This window comes from Psychromarinibacter halotolerans (assembly GCF_029168315.1).
GTDB classification, from domain to species: domain Bacteria; phylum Pseudomonadota; class Alphaproteobacteria; order Rhodobacterales; family Rhodobacteraceae; genus Psychromarinibacter; species Psychromarinibacter halotolerans.
This window is the reverse complement of sequence record NZ_JARGYD010000006.1, coordinates 260,756-277,201: the sequence shown is the minus strand read 5'-3', so window position 1 is coordinate 277,201 and position 16,446 is coordinate 260,756. Positions and strand designations below refer to the sequence as shown.

Here is a 16,446-nt window from a genome sequence, read left to right as displayed (position 1 = left end):
CTGCCCCGCCCCGGACCGGGCGCATCCGTCGTTCCGTCAGTACGGCAGCGCCGCGTCCGCCCCGCGCGGCGCACCTGCGGCGCCGAAATAGCGCATCGCAGGATGCCCTTGGAACGTGGTGCGGCAGTCGATCAGGCTGGGCTTTGCGCTGGCCAGCGCCTTGGACAGGGCCGCCCGGAACTCGGCCTCGCTGCTGACAAGATGCCCCTCGCACCCGAAACCGCGCGCGATGGCGGCATAGTCGGTGCCGGACAGGTCCGCCTCGAACTCGAACCCCGATTTCTGCTGCCCGGCCCGGATCACGCCCCAAGCGGCGTTGTTGTGAACGACGACGACCACCGGGAGGTCATAGCGAACGGCGGTGTCGAGTTCTTGAATGGTGAAACCGACGCTGCCATCGCCGGTGGTGCAGATCACCGGGCGGTGCGGCTGGGTGGCCTTCAGGCCAAGCGCGTAAGGCAGCCCACAGCCCAGAAGGGCAAGACCGGGCATGTGGAACCGGGTGCGCGGCGCGGGGGCCGACAGGCGGTCGTTGTGCCAGAACGTCGTGTGGCCGCCGTCATAGGTGACCAGCGCATCGGCGGGCAGCATCTGGTTCAACACCTCAGCATAGCGGGCCGGATGCGGCAGGTCGTCGATGATCTCGATGGTTTCGGCCTCGGCGATCTCGGTGCGGTGCCGCCGGACCAGCGCGTCCCGCCAGCCTGTCGTCGCCGCGCGGGCAGCATGGCCGTCCAGCGCCATTGCAAGTTCAGCCAGCGCGGCCTTCGCGTCCGCGTGGATACCGACCTCGACAGGCGTGTTCCGCCCCAAGGCCCCGGCGTCGGTGTCGATCTGGACCAGCCGCGCGTCCGGCGACACCAGCGGCCCGTCCGCCCCCCACAGCCACGAGGAAAACCGGCAGCCGACGGCAAGGACGGCATCGGCCTGTTCCAGCGCCTCGATCACCGCTGCGCCACCGATGATCCCGCCGTGGCCGATGAAGGCCGGATGGTCCGAGGGCACCGACCCGATGCCCATCTGGGTGGCCGTGGCCGCTGCCCCCAGCATCTCGGCAACCCGCAGAAGGTCGGCAGAGGCGCCGGACTGCACCGTGCCGCCCCCGGCGATGACCAGCGGACGTTCGGCTCCGGACAGGCAGCGGGCCGCCGCATCGATCAGCGCCGGATCGGGATACAGGCGCGGCGGCGGGGCGAAGGCGGCCTCGGACAGGGTGCGCGGGTCATAGGGATAACTGGACGCAAGGATGTCGGCGGGAATGTTGACGTGCACCGGGCCGGGCCGGCCCGACAGCGCCTCGCGGATCGCGCGGCGCAACACTTCGGGCGCGCGGCGACCGTCCGTCAGCCGGATGCTGAGCTTGGTGATGGGGCGGTAAAGCTCTACCAGATCGAGATCCATCATGATGCCACGGTCGGGGCCGGTCAGGTGCGTGGCGTTGCCGCTGGTGATCGCGATCATCGGCACGTTGTCGGCGAAGGCATTCGCGACGCCCGGGACAAGGTTGCTGCCGCCCGGACCGAGTTCACCGAAAGCGCAGGACAGCCGACCGGTGCCCAGCGTCGCGGCGGTCGCCATCATCGCCCCCGCCTGTTCATGCCGGACGCCGATGAACCGCACCCGGTTCTGACGCGACAGCGCCTTCATCAGGGGCATCATCTTGCCGCTCGGAATCCCGAATGCGTGGTCGACCCCGGCCTTCGCCAAACACTCGATGACGATCTCTGCGCAATTACGGTCCATGATCCCTCCCCGTCTGCGGTATGGATCAAGCATTAATCGCGTGTTCAATTTTTGGCAAGCGCCTTGCCCGATCAGGCGGATTTCTCGCGGCCTGCCTCTTGCTGCGCCGCGGCGGGCGCCGGGGCCGAGAAGGACGCGACCAGCGAAGGCAGGATCTGGCGAAAGATCTCGTCCCCGTCCGTGCTGTCGCACTTGCCGGCCGACACCACGAGCAACCCCGGAGGCGTCGGGCGTGTGTTGAAAAACAGGATCGACCCGATCATCGCGTAGAACCGCCAGATCACCACCTCGCGCGGGAGATCCGGCAACAGCGCCGAGATCTCGTCGATGAATGCGATGTTAACGGTGTTGAAGGCGCGGGCCGCGATCTCTTCCGCGACCTCGGACCGCTCGTTGATCAGGCTGGCATGAAGCCGCGCGAAATTGGCAGCGCCGGATTGCCAATTCTTATTATTCAGAAGGGGTTGCAGGTATATCCTCAACAAGCCTTCAAGGTTGATCTCTACCCCGTTCGCACGCGCGCGGGTCAGGTCGTGCATCCGTTGCGCGACATGGTCGGCGGCGCTGGCGCGCATGACCTCTTCGAACAGGCCTTCCTTGTTGCCGAAGTGATAGGCGATCAGCGCCGGGTTCACCTTGGCGGCGGACGCGATGTCGCGCACCGACACCGCGCGGAACCCGTTCTGCGCAAACTTCTCGCCCGCGGCTTCGATAAGCTTCTGCCGCGTCTGGGCGGCGTTGGATTGGGCTTTCGCCATGTCCGGGGCATCCTGTCGTGTTTGTTGACCCTACCATAAGGCTTCGACCCGCGATGCAAAACACCCCTTGACCGACGCCTTCGATCAGTTAATCATGTGTTCAAATATTTTGGCAATGGGGTTCGGGGAGGAGGCCATATGTCAGACAAGGCCAGACCCTTAGGGCGGCTGCTTCGGCTTGCCGAACTTGCCGGGCGGGCGATGACGCTGGCGGCGGCGGTGGCCCTTGCATTGGCGACGCTGCACATCTTCGCCGACGCCATCGCGACCAAGTTCTTCCGGTCGCCGCTGTTCGCCACCCACCAGATCGTCACCAGCTACTACATGGTCGCGCTGTTCTTTCTGCCGCTGGCCCATGCCGAACTGCGCGGCGCGCATATCACCGCCGACCTGCTGTATTCGGCCCTGCCACGGGGCCTGCGAACGGTGGCGCGCAAGGCCAACGGTCTGTTCCTGACGGCGTTTCTTGGCGTCATGACGTGGCAGGCGTGGGTCAAGGCGATCAGCCAGACCGCGCGGGGCGAGAAGGACACGATCCTTGGCACGCCCTTCCTGATCTGGCCATCGCGTTGGCTGGTCGTCGTCGGGCTTGGCGCGATGACGCTTGCCGCCCTGCTGACCCTTCTGACACGCGGCGACGACGACGCCGTTTCTCTTGAAATCGAGTCCCCCAAATGAGCGATATTGCAGTCGGAGGCATCGGCGTCGGCGTCATGATACTGCTGATCATGCTGCGCTTTCACATCGGGCTGGCGATGGGAATGGTCGCCACCCTCGGTATCTTCGTGATCCAGGGCCCGCGCGCGGCGTTCTCGATCCTGCAGAACGTCCCCTACAGCTTTGCCGCGAACTGGGAATTCTCGGCGGTGCCGCTGTTCCTGCTGATGGGCGCCGTGGCTCACGCGTCGGGCATGACCGCCTCGTTGTTCCACGCCGCGCGGCTGTGGCTGTCGTGGCTGCCCGGCGGGCTGGCCATCGCAACGAACATCGGGTGCGCCGGGTTTTCCGCCGCCGCCGGGTCCAGCGTCGTGACCTCGGTCGCGATGGGCCGGATAGCGGTGCCGGAAATGCTGCGCTTTGGCTACGACAAGGGGCTGGCCACCGGCACCGTCGCCGCCGCAGGCACGCTGGGCGTGATGATCCCGCCGTCGATCCCCATGATCATCTACGCCTATTTCGCCGAGGTCTCGGTGGGCTCGATGTTTCTTGCCGGCATCCTGCCGGGATTGCTGACGGCGGGGCTGTATTGCCTGATGATCATGGGCCGCTGCACGGTGAACCCCAAGCTGGCCCCGCCGGTGCGCGAAACCGAGGACCCGCGCGCCAAGTGGCGGGCGCTTGCAGAGGTCTGGCCCCTGCCCGTCATCATCTTCGTGGTCGTCGGCACCATCTACGGTGGCATCGCCTCGGCGACCGAAAGCGCCGCCTTCGGCGTGCTCGCCGCCTTCGTCATCGCCCTGCTCAAGGGCCGGCTGACCCTGCAGGTTCTGCGCGACTCGTTCCTTGGCACCATCGAGAACACCGCCAGCATCTTCTTCATCATCCTTGGCGCCGTGCTGCTGACCCGCTTCATGGCCTATTCCGACCTGCCCGAGTTCATCTCGGACGCGGTGATCGGCTGGGGCCTGTCGCCACTGGCCCTGATCATCGCCACCGGCCTGATCTTTCTGGTGCTGGGCTGCATCCTCGATCCGATCGGGCTGATGCTGCTGGCGCTGCCGGTGTTCCTGCCGATCTACGAGGCCGCGCATATCGACATGATCTGGTTCGGCATCCTGTTCATCAAGTACATCGAGATCGGCCTGATCACCCCACCCGTCGGGATGAACGTGTTCATCCTGCGCTCGATCCTGCCGCAGATCCCTGTGGGCACCATCTTTCGCGGCACCGGCTGGTTCTTCGTGACCGAGATCGTCGTGCTGGCCCTGTTGATCGCCTTTCCCGCCATTTCCACCGTTCTGGCCGCAAGCGCCCGGTGACCCGTGATTAACCAGAGGAGGACCCGATGAAACTTTCTACCAAAGTGACGGCCCTTGCGGCCGCGACGGCCCTGACATCCGGCGCGCTGAGTGCGCAGGAACTTCAATATTCCACCCACCTACCGCCCGTGGTGGGCGTGAACTCTGCCGGCATCCAGCCGCTGTTCGACATGGTCACCGAAGCGACCGGCGGCGACGTCACGGTCAAATACTTCTGGGCCGGTCAGCTGTTCGACGCAGCGGGCAACTTCGAGGCGATCCGCGACGGCGTCATCGACGTGGCCTTCACCCAGCCCGAGGACGCGCAGGCGGACATGCCGGTGAACCTGATCTTCGCCGATCTCTACTTCATGGGCGAAGACCCCTATGCAACGGCGGCGGCGCTGAACGAAACGATCCTGCTGGATTGCGAAAGCTGCCGGGACGAGTACGCGAACAACAACGCGATGTTCATGGGCGCCCACGCGACGACACCGACGCTGATGTCCTGCGCGCCGGAGATCACCTCGATGGACGACCTGACCGGCCGCAAGGTGATCGGCCAGTCCACCATCGCGGGCTGGGTCAACAGCTTTGGCGGCATCCAGCTGGACGTGCCGCCGCCGGCCCGTCTGGAAGCGATGGAGCGCGGCGTGGCGGACTGCACCATCATCTCGGCTGAATGGCTGGAAGCGTTCTCGTTGGGCGAGGTGGTGAAGACCGTGATCGACACGCCGAACGGGTCGCAGTTCGCGATCTCGATCGCGACGATGAACGCCGAAACCTGGGACGGTCTGTCGGACCCGGTGCAAGAGGCATTCCTGACCTCGATGCCGAAAGCCATCGAAGGGATCATCGACAACTACACCGAACGCGATGCCGCCGCGCTGGAGAAGTGGCAGGGCCTTGGGCTGACCGTGACCGACCTTGACGGCGCCTACGAGACCGCGCTGACCGCCTATCTGGACGGCTACGAAGGCCGCGTCATCGAAGATGCCGAAGCGCGCGGCGTCTCGAACGCGGCGGACATCGTGCACACCTTCGAGGAGAACCTCGAAAAATGGACGGCGATCCTGTCTGAGAAGGGCACCGACGACTACGCCCAGCTGCTGTGGGACGAGATCTACAGCAAGGTCGACTACTGATCGCGACCGCGGCGGGCGGCTTCGGCCGCCCCCACCCCCAATTCACACAAAACAACAGGAGCGACACCATGGTCCATCCCGTCAGCACGTCCCTCGGGCTCGACACCGCAGAAACCATCGCGTCCGAGGCACTGACCCACCGCAAGGCGCAGGGTTTCCTGCCGCTGACCGTTGTGGTGCTGGACGCCGGCGGCCACATCGTCACCGCCAAGCGCGAGGACGGCAGCGGCATCGTCCGGATGGACGTGGCACTGGCCAAGGCATGGGGCGCCGTGGGCATGGGGCTGAACGCCCGCACCATCGGCGAGCGGCTGGGCGGCAACCCCGGGTTCCTTGGCGGCATCGTCGCCGCCTCGGGCGGGCGCGTCGCGCCGAACCACGGCGGCGTGCTGATCCTTGACGACGGCGGCACCGTGATCGGCGCGGTCGGCATCAGCGGCGACACCGGCGAGAACGACGAACTCTGCGCGCGCGCGGGCATCGCCAAGGCGGGCCTGACGGCTGCGGATTGACAACGGGTTTGGGAGAAAGACCGATGGACACCGGATTGCTGATCGACAACGAGAACGTCCCGGCGGGCGACGGCGCGACGTTCGAGCGCGCCAACCCCGTGGGCGGCGCCACCGCGACGACGGCGGCCGCCGCAGGCTCGGCGGACGTGGACAGGGCGGTGAAAGCGGCGCAGGCCGCCTTTCCGGCGTGGTCCGCCACCGGCCCGGCCGAACGACGCAAGATCCTGAACAAGGCCGCCGACCTGATGGACGAGTGGACGCCGAAGTTCATCGAGATCGGCATCGCCGAGACCGGTGGCACGGGCATGTGGCACGGCTTTAACTGCATGTTCGCGGGCAAGATCCTGCGCGAGGCCGCCGCGTCCGTCACCCAGATCAAGGGCGAGGTGATCCCCTCGGATCGTCCCGGCTCGCTGTCGATGGGCTATCGCCAGCCGGTCGGCGTGCTGGTCGGCATGGCCCCGTGGAACGCGGCGCAGATCCTTGGCGTCCGCGCCTTCGCTTTGCCCATCGCCTGCGGCAACACCGTGGTGCTGAAGGCGTCCGAGAAATGCCCCGCCACCCACCGGATGCTGGCCGACGTGATGGCGGCGGCGGGGCTGCCGAAGGGCGTGTTGAACGTGGTCACCCACAGCGCCAAGGATGCGCCCGATGTGGTGAACGCGCTGATCGACCACCCGGCGGTGAAGCGGATCAACTTCACCGGCTCCACCCGCGTCGGGCGGATCATCGCGGAACGGGCGGCGAAGCACCTGAAGCCCTGCCTGCTGGAACTGGGCGGCAAGGCCCCGCTGGTGGTTCTGGACGACGCCCATATCGGCGGCGCGGTGAATGCCGCGAATTTCGGGGCCTTCATGAACTCGGGCCAGATCTGCATGTCGACCGAGCGGATCATCGTGGATGAAAAGGTGGCCGACGCCTTTGCCGACGCCTTCGCCGCCAAGGCCGCAGGGCTGGTCGCCGGACCACCCGGCGAAAAGGTCCACCTTGGCAGCGTGATCGACGCCGACGCGGTCGATCATGTCGCGGCCCTTCTGGCCGATGCCGAGGCGAAGGGCGCGAAACGTCTTTGCGGCGGCATCCCGGACAGCGGCACCATCATGCCGGCGACGATCCTTGACCACGTCACATCCGAGATGCGGATCTATGGCGAGGAAAGCTTCGGCCCCATCGTCTCGATCATCCGCGCGAAGGACACCGATCACGCCATCGAACTGGCCAACGACTCTGACTATGGCCTGTCGTCATCGGTCTTTGGGCAGGATGTCCGGCGCGCGATGGACGTGGCGCGGCGGATCGAAAGCGGCATCTGCCACGTCAACGGTCCAACCGTGTTCGACGAGGCGCAAATGCCCTTCGGTGGCGTGAAGGCCAGCGGTTACGGCAGGTTCGGCGGCTCTGCCGGGATCGACGCCTTTACCGAACTGCGCTGGATCACCGTCGAGGACCCCGAACAGCCCTACCCGTTCTAGGGCACCCCAAGACGAAGGCGCGCGGCCTGCAAAGGCACGCGCGCCCTACGCACCCAGCGGCGGCTCTTTGCTGTCGCGCGCCAGCCTGCGGATTTCGGGACGCAGCGACGAGAACTGGTTGCGCCGAAGGTGCTCGCGGAAATCGCGGGGGGTCTGCCCGTACTGCTTCTTGAACGCCCGCGAGAAGACCGCCGGATAGGAAAACCCGCAGGCGATGGCGACGTCGCCGATGGAAAACTCTTCGTAGAACAGAAAGTTACGCGCCGCCTGAATACGGATGCGCAGGTACAGCCGCATCGGGCTTTCACCAAAGGTCCGCTGACACAGCCGCGACAGCGTCCGGGGCGACAGCGCAAGATCCTCGGCCAGTTCTTCCAGCGGCAGCGGAAAATCAAGGTTCTGTTCCATCTTGGCCACCAGCCGGGCGGCAAGCGTCTCGGTCTCTGGCCGTGGCGTGGAATCGTTGCGCTGGGGCTGAGTCATGGGACGGCGGGTGTGCACCATCGCGTTGGCGACCTCGTCGGCCAGCGCCTCTCCACTGATGCCGGCGATCAAGTCCAACATCATATCCAGCGTCGCCACCCCGCCCGCCGATTGCGCCCGGCCATTTCCGATAAGGTACAGCTGATCCACGATGTCGGCGCGCTGGAAGACCTCTTGGAACGTCCGCGTCGCTTCCCAGTGCACGACCGCCGCCGGCGCATCCGCCGTGCCCACAAGCCCCGCCTGCGCCAGTGCGAACCCGCCGGTGTCGGCACTGCCCACAGTCGCCCCGAACCGCGCCGCCGCGCGCAGGTGGTTCAGCAGCTTGGGAGAGTTGTGCTGCGTCGGCAGGTTGCCCTCGAACACAAGGTAATGCGTCCCGATCGGCATCGTCTCGAACGAGCAGTCGGCATCCAGCCACATCCCGTTCGAGGCCCGCACCGACCCGCCCGTTTCCGACACCAGCATCCAGCGGAACAGCTCGCGCCCCGAGTTCTGGTTGGCGATCCGCAAGGCATCGACCGCAAGCACCAGCGCGTTCAGCGGAAACTCGGGTTGCAGGAAAAGAAGAAAGGTCGGCGGGCTTTGCGTGGAACGCTTGAGGTCGGCAGCCATGTCTGTCCTTTTGGCCAGATTTGTCTACGAATTGGCTTTCAGCGTCAACAAGTTTGGCCGACCGCCGATGAAACTGAGCCTGCAAGCATGGCCCGCTTCGTGGCCGAATGACCCGACACCGGATCGCAGACCGTTCGTCGCCCGCACCCTTGGGTGCGGCGTGCGAAGCTGCGGCCCGCGGCACCAAGAAAGGTACAGTGTGACTCCCGAGCAGCTAAAAGCGGATCTGGAAGGGTGCTATGTCACCATCCCGACGCCCTTCGCCGACACCGAAGATTTTCCCGTCAACGAAGAGGCGCTTCGCAGCTACGTCCGTTTCCTGACCGGCTCTGGCCTGACGCGCGACTACGCGACGTTCCTTGCCGGCGGCGCGGCTGGCGATTTCTCGACCATGACCTTCGACGAGCGGATGCGCGTCGCGGAAATCGTGCTGGACGAGGTCAACGGGCAGGTCCCGGTGGCGGTGGGCGCGCAGACCACGTCGACGCTGGAACTGAAGCGGCTGGCCAAACGCGCGTCCGAGCTGGGCGCAAGCTTCATTCAGGTGTCGTGCCCCTACTACTTCACCCACACCGAGGCCGATTTCGAGGAATTCATCCTGGCCGCCGCCGAAGCGGCGCCGGACATCGGGATCATCGTCTACAACACCTTCTGGACCTCGCAGGGCGTGTCCTTCGACATGGTCGAGCGGCTGGCGAAAATTCCGTCGGTCGTCGGCCTGAAATGGGCCACCCCCCGCACCGACGCGATGGAATTCGAGGACGTGACCTCGCATTTCTCGGACCGGTTCACGGTGATCGACAACAACCTGTTCTTCGCCTACTCGGCCACCCCCGCAATGGGCGCCCGCGCGTTCGAGGTTCACAACTGCAACTTCTGGCCGGAATGGGGCATCAAGTTGATCGACGAGGTGAAGGCCGGAAATTACGCCGAAATCTCGCGGATGCTGGTGAAAGAGGCGATGCCTTTCTACAAGCTGTGGGTCGACATCGAGCAGAATTATACCAGCGGCGACGGCTATCTGGACAAGCTTTGCATGGAACTGGTCGGCCTGCCCTCCAGCCGCTGCCGTCCGCCCACCCGCGACATTCGCGAGACGTACCGCGACGCCACGCTGGCCATGCTGCGTGAGATCGGCGCGCCGCGCCTGCCCGCCTGACATTGCCAAGATAGGAACCTCCGCATGTCCGACATGACCCTCGACGATGCCACCCGCATCGCCGCCGCCCTGAAACCGGAAACCCGCGCCTTCATCGGCGGCGAATACGTCGCCGCCGCAGATGGCAGCACGTTCCAGACGATCAACCCCGCCACCGGCTCTGTCGTGGCCGAAGTCAGCCACTGCAAGGCAGCCGACGTGGACACCGCGGTGAAAGCCGCCCGCACCGTGTTCGACGCAGGCGACTGGAGCCGGTCCGACCCCGAGATGCGCAAAGAGGTGCTGCTGAAGCTGGCCGCGCTGGTGCGCGAGAACGCGCAAGAACTGGCGGTGCTGGAAAGCATCGACGCCGGCAAGACCATCACCGACTGCCTGCACGAGATCGGCAACGAGGTGGCGGACTATTTCCAATGGTATGCCGAACTGATCGACAAGACCTTCGGCAAGGTCGCCCCCACCGGTCAGGATTCGCTGGCGATGATCGTCAAGGAACCGATCGGCGTCGTGGGGCTTGTCCTGCCGTGGAACTTCCCGCTGCTGATGGCGGCGTGGAAACTGGCCCCCGCGCTGGCCGCCGGGTGTTCCTGTATCGTGAAGCCCGCCGAGCAGACGCCGCTGACCGCGATCAAGCTGGCCGAGCTTGCCGCGCAGGCGGGCGTTCCCGCCGGTGTGCTGAGCGTCCTGCCGGGGCTTGGCGAAACCTCGGGCGAGGCGATCGGGCGGCATCCCGACATCGACGTCGTGTCCTTCACCGGCTCGACCGAGGTCGGCGGCTATTTCCTGCGTTATGCGGGGGAATCCAACATGAAGGTCGTCGGGCTGGAGATGGGCGGCAAGTCGCCCTTCATCGTGCTTGACGACGCGTTGATGGACGATGACATGATCGAGAACGCCGCGATGAGCGCGTTCTGGAACGGCGGGCAGAACTGTTCCGCCAACATGCGCCAGCTGATCGACCGCAAGATCGCCGGCGAATTCGCCGAGCGTGTCACCGCGCGGGCCGGTCAGTTCAAGCTGGGCAACCCGCTGGACCCGGAAACCGAGATGCCGGCGATGGTGACGAAGGAACACCGCGACCGCGTCATGTCCTACATCGAAACGGGCAAGGCCGAAGGGGCGACACTGGCGCATGGCGGGTCCGTCACGATGGAACCGGGCACGTTCATCCAGCCGACCGTGTTCACCGACGTGACCCCCGGCATGACCATCGCGCGCGAGGAAATCTTCGGTCCCGTGCTGGGTGTCGTCCCGGTCGACGGCATCGACGAGGCGCTGAAGATCGCGCGGGACACCGAATACGGCCTTCACGCCACGGTCTTCACGCAGGACATCGACAAGGCCCTGCGTCTGTCGCGTGCCCTGCCCTGCGGCACGGTCAGCGTGAATGCCTTCTCGGAGGGTAACGTGACCACGCCCTTCGGCGGCTACAAGCGATCGGGGTCTCTGGCGCGCGACAACGGGGCCGAGGCGATGGACCAGTACCTTCAGACCAAGACCATCTGGATCGCGTTGCGGTAACCATGCGCACAGCCATATTGCTTCCCCTCTCGCCCGAGCAACGCGCGCGGCTGGAGGCGGCCGACCTCGACCTTGTCTTTCTTCCGGACGAGGGCGCATGTCCGCCCGCCTTCCAGACCGCGCGCGCGGCCTTCGGCAACCCGCCCGCCGACTGGCTGGCGCAGGCGCCGGACCTTGACTGGGTTCAGCTGGAATCCGTGGGGTTCGGTGAATATGCCGGTGAAGACCTTCGCGGGGCGACGCTGACGAACCTTGCCGGGTTCTTCGCCGAGCCTGCCGCCGAGTCGATCCTCGCCGGTCTTCTTGCGCTGTATCGCGGCATCGACCGCCTTGCGCTGCTGCGCCGGGACGGTGTCTGGACCGGCGACGACATCCGCCCGACGCTGCGCTGCCTGCAAGGTGCCCGCGTGACCCTGTTCGGCATGGGCGCGATCAACGCCCGGCTGGCGGACATGCTGGCCCCGTTCGGGTGCACCATCACCGCCCTGCGCAGCGGCTGGCAGCCCAAGGATCTGGACGCCGCGCTGGCCGACACTGACATCCTTGTCGCCACCGCGCCCGACACCCCCGCGACCCGCGACGTGTTCGACGCGCGCCGCCTGTCGCTTCTGCCCGCCAACGCGATCGTTGCCAGTTTCGGGCGCGGCTCGGTTCTGGACGAGGCCGCCCTGGCCGCCGCGCTGTCGGACGGCGCGTTGTCCGGCGCCGTCATCGACGTCACCCGCGACGAACCGCTGCCCGCTGATCACCCGTTCTGGACCTGCCCGAACCTGATCCTGACGCAGCATTCCGGCGGCGGCACCGGCGACGAAATCGACCGCAAGATAGATCTGTTCCTCGCCAACCTCGCGCGGTTCCGCGCGGGCGAGCCGCTGACCGGCGTGGTCAGCTTCGAGAAAGGTTACTGAATGCCCGCAATCACCAAGGTCCGCACCGTTCTTTTGTCGACGCCCTATGCCGACGCGGACGATCCCGAGATCAAGGAAAGCTTTCCCAACGGTCCCAAGCGCACCATCGGCATGGTGGAACTGACGCTGGACGACGGCACCACCGGCATCGGCGAGGGCTACCTCGCCGTCTTCGCGCCGATGGTGTTCAAAAGCATCGTCGACCTGCTCGACCCTTATCTTGTCGGCAAGGACGCCTTCGACATCCCGCGCCGCATCGCCGACATGCGGTCCGTCTGCGATTACTGGTCGCTTCAGGGGGCCGCGCGGCACGTCATCTCGGCGGTCGAGATCGCCCTGTGGGACGCGATGGGCAAAGTAAAGGGCCAGCCGGTGCACGCATTGCTGGGCACCGCGAAGGACGACAGCCTTCAGATCTACGGATCGGGCGGCTGCTGCGACAACAAAGACGCCTTCGTGCGCGAGATGGAGCTGCTGAACGGCAAGGGTATCGAACTGTACAAGATCCGTTCGGTCAAGCAGGACCTCAAGCGCACCGCATGGGTGCTGGAAGAGGCCGCCGCGCGGGGCATCAAGGTGGGTGTCGACATGTGCCAGAACCTTGCCGATCCGCCGCAATCGGTCGATGACGCGGCGGGCTTCATCGAAGGTGTCGCGGCGCTGACCGACGTGCCGATGATCTTCGTGGAAGAGGCGCTTGGCCCCGATGCGCCGGAGAACTTCCGCGCCCTGCGGGACCGGATCGATGTGCCCGTCTATGGCGGAGAGATCATCACGACCCCGAAAGAGATGATCGAGCGCCTTCAGGCCGGCTGCTATGACGGCGTACAGCCCGACGCCTCGGTGATCGGAGGCATCTCGGCGGTGATGGACATTTTCGCGGCGGCGAAACCAGAGAATGTCCGCGTCATCGTCCACGCGTGGGGCGGTCCGGCGGCGATCATGGCGTCTTATCACGCCGCGTTCGCCGGGCATGGCGATCTGGTGGAATGGCCGATGCTGTACCACCCGCTGACCGACGACATGATCGGCGACCGCGCGCCCATCGTCGCGGGCCGTCTGACCCGGCCCGACAGCCCCGGCATCGGCGTCGAACTGACGCCCGAGATCGAGGCGCGCTATCCCTTCGATCCGTCCGCCGTCTATTCCTGCATGCTGGCCGAATACGGACCGCCGCCGGAAAGCTACTGGACCCGCTGAAGAAGCGACCCCCAAAAGGAAACGGCCGCCAATCTCTTGGCGGCCGTTTTTCTTTGCCGTGTGTTTTGGCTCCCCGTCACGCCGCCTTGCGCCGGACCGAGATGTGCCACGGGATCAGCAGGCGTTCGGCTGCGGTCACAAGTCCGAACAGGAACAGCCCCAGCAGCGTCAGCAGCAGGATACCCGCAAACGCCAGATCCGGCCGCATGTTCCCCGTGACGATCTGGATGTAGAAGCCAAGCCCCCGATCCGACCCGATGAACTCGGCAATGGTGGCGCCCACCGTCGCGTTGATCGCGGCGTATTTGAACCCGACGAAGCACTGCGGCAACGCCGCTGGCAGACGCAGCCGGAAGAACGCCTTCGCCCGCCCCGCCCCGGTGGCCCGGGCAAAGTTCGACAACTCGTCCGGCAGCGACGAGAACGCGAGGATCGCGTTCAGCACCACCGGGAAGAAGCAGACCAGCACCACGATGATGATCTTCGGCATAAGCCCGAATCCCAGCCACGAGATGAACAGCGGCGCGAAAGCGATTTTCGGCACCATCTCGAGGCTGACGAAGAACGGATAGATCGTCCGCTTCAACACTGATGAGAACGAGATGGCCAAGCCCAGCGGCAGACCAATCACGATGGCGATGGCAAAGCCCAGGAACGCCTCGAACCCCGTGATCCACGTGTAATAAAGAAGCGTGCTGATATCCGCCCAGCCGTTCTGCACCACGGTCGAGGGCGCCGTCAGGATGTAGCGCGGAATGTCGAACAGGCTGATCGACGCTTCCCAGAAGGCAAAAAAGGCCACGAAAAACGCGATCCCCATCCACCAGTAGGACAGCCACTTGATCAGGCGCGAGCGCGCCTGCGGTTTGTCAGAGGACGCCATAGCCACGGAAGATCTCCTGAATTTCACGGACGTACCCGGTGAACTCGGGCGTGTTCTTGACCGACAGGTCGCGGGGATACGGCAGGTCGATCGGGATCAGCCGTTCGATCCGGCCGGGGCGCGGCGTGACCACCGCGACCTTCGTGGACAATTGCACCGCTTCCTCGATCGAATGGGTCACGAAAACCACGGTGGGTTTCTGCCGCTGCCACAGCGCCTGAAGGTCGTCGCGGATCCGCTCGCGCGTCATCGCGTCCAGCTTGCCCAGCGGTTCGTCCAGCAGCATCAGGTGCGGGTCGTGCACCATCGCCTGACAGAAGGCGGCGCGTTGCTGCATCCCGCCCGACAGCTCGTAGGGGTGCCGGTCGGCGAAGGCCATCAGGTCGACAGAGGTCAGCAGTTCGTCGATGCGCTCGCGGAAGTCGCGCGGCGGCAGGCTTCGCAGTTCCAGCTGCAGCTCGATATTCCCGCGCACCGTGCGCCACGGCACCAGCGTGTTGTCCTGAAACATGATGCCGATGTCGGTCTGCGGCCCGTGCACCTCGCGCCCGGCAAGGGCGATGCGGCCCTCGGTCGGGTCCACAAGTCCCGCGATCATCAGCATCAACGTCGATTTCCCGCAGCCGGACGGTCCCAGCAGCGAGACGAACTCGCCCGGCATGATGTTCATGTCGACCGGCCCGAAGGCATGGACGGCTTCCGCGCCCGTACCGAATGTCTTGGAAACGCCGCTTATTTCGATCTGCGGCAACTGGCTCGCCCGAGGATGGGCCGCCCCGTTTCTTGTCTTGGGATCCCGCGGCGCCGTGGCCGCGGGAGCTGTCTTCGTCAAATCACTCACTCCGGGAGGAAGTCGTTGGTGTAGAAGTCGCTGGCGACCATGTCGGTCTCTAGGTCGTTGTAATCCTTCATCAACGTGAGCATGTCTTCCCAGTCGCTTGCAACATGGTAGCCGATCTTCTTGTCGGTGTTGCCCGCCGAATAAAGGACGCCCAGCGTGACGTTCAGCACGTCAAGTTCAGCGGCTTTGCTTTCGTCGGTGTTGGCGCTGCCGCCGACGATGTCGGCCATCGCGTCGATCGCCTTCATCGGGTCGGCTTCGGCGTCGGAGAACGCCTTGACCGTCGCGGCCATGAAGCGTTTCACAAGCTCGGGGTTTTCCTCGACCATGTCCTTGTGGGCCACGACGCAGTAACCGACCTGGTTCACGCCATAGTCCGAATAGGGGAACGTGACCGGCTCGGGGCCGCCCGCGGTCTTGATCTGCGACGGCTTGTCGTCCAGCCCGCCAAGGATGCCGACGCTGTCATCGGGCCCTTGGATATAGCCAGAGATCAGCGCGCCCTCGGGGACGTTCACGATGGTGACGTCATCCTCGGACAGGCCGGCGTTGGCCAGCACCAGCGGGAAGAAGGTGTTCACGCCCGCGTTGGCGGTGGTCAGGATCTTCTGGCCTTCCAGATCGGCGATGGTTTCGATGCCGGTGTCGGGGCGGACGATGACGGCCTCGGTGCCCATCGCGTCGATCACGCCGACCGAAATCAGCGGCGCGCCCTGAGCGGCCAGCGTCACCATCGCGGCGCAGGACCCATAGGCGAAGTCGCTGTCGCCATTAGCCACCAGCCGCGCGGCGGCAGAGGACCCGTTGCCCGAACGGATGTCCAGATCGATGTCTTGTTCGTCGTAATAGCCAGCGTCGAGCCCAAGCGAGAACGGTGCGTGCGAACCGTAGTACATCCAGTTCAGCCGCAGCCGCACATCGTCCTCGGCCGAGGCGGTTCCCGCGATCATCAGCGCCGGAAGGCACGCTGCAATAAGCCGTGAAGTCGTCTTCATTTTCCCTGTTCTCCTGCGGAACGTGTTAGATTTCCTTGGCCAAATCTCACCCGTTCAGAGCCCGTCGGACTCTGTTGCGCGGCCTTCGCCGCAACGCTGAAAATGGCATGTCGTGCAGCAACTATCAGCGAGACCCCCGGGTCGATGTTGATCGAAAAGGACAATTAGTTTGCGAATCCAGCCACCCGCCGTGACAATTGAAGTTCCGTTAAGGCACGCTTCGGCTCGACGACGGACCGCCCCCTCGCCCAGATCA

General features: G+C 65.4%; 15 protein-coding genes. 9 read left to right on the top strand and 6 right to left on the bottom strand.

Annotated features, from left to right (window positions below):
* Window positions 1-36 precede the first annotated feature (36 nt).
* Together P1K30_RS16535 and P1K30_RS16530 are read right to left on the bottom strand one after the other, a co-directional pair.
* Window positions 37-1,743 (bottom strand): thiamine pyrophosphate-binding protein, encoded by a 1,707-nt coding sequence (locus tag P1K30_RS16535; RefSeq protein ID WP_275633865.1) that lies wholly within the window; start codon window positions 1,741-1,743, stop codon window positions 37-39.
* Between the two features lie 71 nt (window positions 1,744-1,814).
* Window positions 1,815-2,501 carry a TetR/AcrR family transcriptional regulator gene (locus P1K30_RS16530; protein WP_275633864.1) on the bottom strand — a complete coding sequence of 229 codons (687 nt, stop codon included), beginning with the start codon at window positions 2,499-2,501 and terminating at the stop codon, window positions 1,815-1,817.
* A 138-nt stretch (window positions 2,502-2,639) separates the two neighbouring features.
* On the opposite strand from P1K30_RS16530, the gene P1K30_RS16525 reads away from it, so the two are divergent.
* From P1K30_RS16525 to P1K30_RS16505, 5 genes are all read left to right on the top strand, one after another.
* Window positions 2,640-3,179 (top strand): TRAP transporter small permease subunit, encoded by a 540-nt coding sequence (locus P1K30_RS16525; RefSeq protein WP_275633863.1) that lies wholly within the window; start codon window positions 2,640-2,642, stop codon window positions 3,177-3,179.
* The gene (locus P1K30_RS16520; RefSeq protein WP_275633862.1) at window positions 3,176-4,480 is read left to right on the top strand and encodes a TRAP transporter large permease; all 1,305 of its coding nucleotides are present in this window, start codon (window positions 3,176-3,178) and stop codon (window positions 4,478-4,480) included. Before P1K30_RS16525 ends, P1K30_RS16520 begins: the two co-directional genes overlap by 4 nt.
* Window positions 4,481-4,506: 26 nt before the next feature.
* Window positions 4,507-5,604 (top strand): TRAP transporter substrate-binding protein DctP, encoded by a 1,098-nt coding sequence (dctP, locus tag P1K30_RS16515; protein WP_275633861.1) that lies wholly within the window; start codon window positions 4,507-4,509, stop codon window positions 5,602-5,604.
* A gap of 68 nt (window positions 5,605-5,672) precedes the next feature.
* Window positions 5,673-6,116: a GlcG/HbpS family heme-binding protein gene (locus P1K30_RS16510; protein ID WP_275633860.1), complete on the top strand. Its 444-nt coding sequence runs from the start codon at window positions 5,673-5,675 to the stop codon at window positions 6,114-6,116.
* 23 nt (window positions 6,117-6,139) lie between these two features.
* Window positions 6,140-7,588 (top strand): aldehyde dehydrogenase, encoded by a 1,449-nt coding sequence (locus P1K30_RS16505; protein WP_275633859.1) that lies wholly within the window; start codon window positions 6,140-6,142, stop codon window positions 7,586-7,588.
* Between the two features lie 45 nt (window positions 7,589-7,633).
* Here the strand turns inward: P1K30_RS16505 and P1K30_RS16500 are convergent, their stop codons facing one another.
* Window positions 7,634-8,686 carry a GlxA family transcriptional regulator gene (locus P1K30_RS16500; protein ID WP_275633858.1) on the bottom strand — a complete coding sequence of 351 codons (1,053 nt, stop codon included), beginning with the start codon at window positions 8,684-8,686 and terminating at the stop codon, window positions 7,634-7,636.
* 199 nt (window positions 8,687-8,885) lie between these two features.
* Between P1K30_RS16500 and P1K30_RS16495 the strand changes: the two genes are divergently transcribed.
* Genes P1K30_RS16495 through P1K30_RS16480 form a run of 4 tightly spaced genes read left to right on the top strand, consistent with a single transcriptional unit; the run spans window position 8,886 to window position 13,471 of the window.
* Complete coding sequence (locus P1K30_RS16495; protein WP_275633857.1) at window positions 8,886-9,845, top strand: dihydrodipicolinate synthase family protein; 960 nt, start codon at window positions 8,886-8,888, stop codon at window positions 9,843-9,845.
* Between the two features lie 24 nt (window positions 9,846-9,869).
* On the top strand, window positions 9,870-11,363 hold the full coding sequence (locus tag P1K30_RS16490; RefSeq protein ID WP_338052376.1) for an aldehyde dehydrogenase: 1,494 nt from the start codon (window positions 9,870-9,872) through the stop codon (window positions 11,361-11,363).
* Window positions 11,364-11,365: 2 nt separating this feature from the next.
* Complete coding sequence (locus P1K30_RS16485) at window positions 11,366-12,271, top strand: NAD(P)-dependent oxidoreductase (RefSeq protein ID WP_275633856.1); 906 nt, start codon at window positions 11,366-11,368, stop codon at window positions 12,269-12,271.
* Window positions 12,272-13,471, top strand: a complete 1,200-nt coding sequence (locus tag P1K30_RS16480) for a mandelate racemase/muconate lactonizing enzyme family protein (protein ID WP_275633855.1) — start codon at window positions 12,272-12,274, stop codon at window positions 13,469-13,471. It begins immediately after the preceding gene.
* Between the two features lie 76 nt (window positions 13,472-13,547).
* On the opposite strand, the gene P1K30_RS16475 is transcribed toward P1K30_RS16480, so the two are convergent.
* The 3 genes from P1K30_RS16475 to P1K30_RS16465 form a co-directional block, all read right to left on the bottom strand.
* The gene (locus P1K30_RS16475) at window positions 13,548-14,354 is read right to left on the bottom strand and encodes an ABC transporter permease (protein WP_275633909.1); all 807 of its coding nucleotides are present in this window, start codon (window positions 14,352-14,354) and stop codon (window positions 13,548-13,550) included.
* Window positions 14,341-15,105 (bottom strand): ABC transporter ATP-binding protein, encoded by a 765-nt coding sequence (locus P1K30_RS16470; RefSeq protein ID WP_275633854.1) that lies wholly within the window; start codon window positions 15,103-15,105, stop codon window positions 14,341-14,343. Before P1K30_RS16470 ends, P1K30_RS16475 begins: the two co-directional genes overlap by 14 nt.
* An 86-nt stretch (window positions 15,106-15,191) precedes the next feature.
* Complete coding sequence (locus P1K30_RS16465) at window positions 15,192-16,190, bottom strand: ABC transporter substrate-binding protein (protein WP_275633853.1); 999 nt, start codon at window positions 16,188-16,190, stop codon at window positions 15,192-15,194.
* Window positions 16,191-16,446 lie beyond the last annotated feature (256 nt).